The sequence below is a fragment of the Pseudoalteromonas sp. SANK 73390 genome, assembly GCF_054966645.1.
The window spans coordinates 1-737 of the sequence record NZ_ARPN01000031.1 but is presented as its reverse complement, the minus strand read 5'-3'; the positions used below and the strand labels follow the sequence as shown (position 1 = coordinate 737).

Genomic DNA, 737 nt, shown 5'->3' with positions numbered 1-737 from the left:
ATTGTCTAGTTTATTCTTTTTTGAATTCGGGTATTTTCAAGCATAAATATCCGTATTTGTATATATTGGACAATCGCCTGCTAGGTAATCGTCCAATAATTTTACTTGTATAGACCTGCAAGTAATTATCTCACTAGAGCAGTCTTGAAGTTTGAATTCAGCTCTATTGTGTTTTATTAGTACACTTGGAGAAATATCCATTTGGAATTGTACGCATATTCCACTGACATCTTTAAAAACAAACTCAACTATCTTTGAATTATTTTCTGGTAAGCAAATTGCTAGCCTTAAAAACAAAAGTGAGTCAGCCGCTACTATTCCCTCAGTAGTAACAAAGCTAGGCGAATATAAATGAGATTCCTTAATGAAAGAGTTTTCCCAGTTAATATTTTGTATTAATTCATTCGCTACTTGCTCTGAGTCAAGCGAAACATAATCTGTTCTATTCATTGATATCGGCATGTTCTTTACTCCTTACTCCCTTAGGTCTTGGATATTTAGAATAATTAAAATTGTGCTGATGTGGGGATCTACCTCTACTGTCTTTCAGATCATATTGTCTATGACGATCACCAAACTTATCATATGTGGTGACTTGCTTTACATCACCATTTTTGTGATATCGAGTGTGTATATTATAGGGAGTCGATTCGACTGGAGCACGCTGATTAATCAGATTGAGGTATTTCTCCGCATCTTTATGGGACATTTCATCAGCAAAACTACTTATACTTTTC

Annotated in this window: 2 protein-coding genes; both read right to left on the bottom strand. The window is 34.5% G+C overall.

The genetic code is table 11. From position 1 onward, the window contains the following. Positions 1 to 36 precede the first annotated feature (36 nt). On the bottom strand, positions 37 to 462 hold the full coding sequence (locus SANK73390_RS02560) for a hypothetical protein (protein ID WP_462763150.1): 426 nt from the start codon (positions 460 to 462) through the stop codon (positions 37 to 39). Next, positions 443 to 737 (bottom strand): hypothetical protein (locus SANK73390_RS02555; protein ID WP_462763147.1); only part of this gene is annotated, 295 nt, incomplete at its 5' end. The genes SANK73390_RS02560 and SANK73390_RS02555, both read right to left, overlap by 20 nt.

Excerpts from the sequence above, each read along its gene's own strand:
- SANK73390_RS02560 (WP_462763150.1), bottom strand. The coding sequence starts at position 462 with ATGCCGATATCAATGAATAGAACAGATTATGTTTCGCTTGACTCAGAG.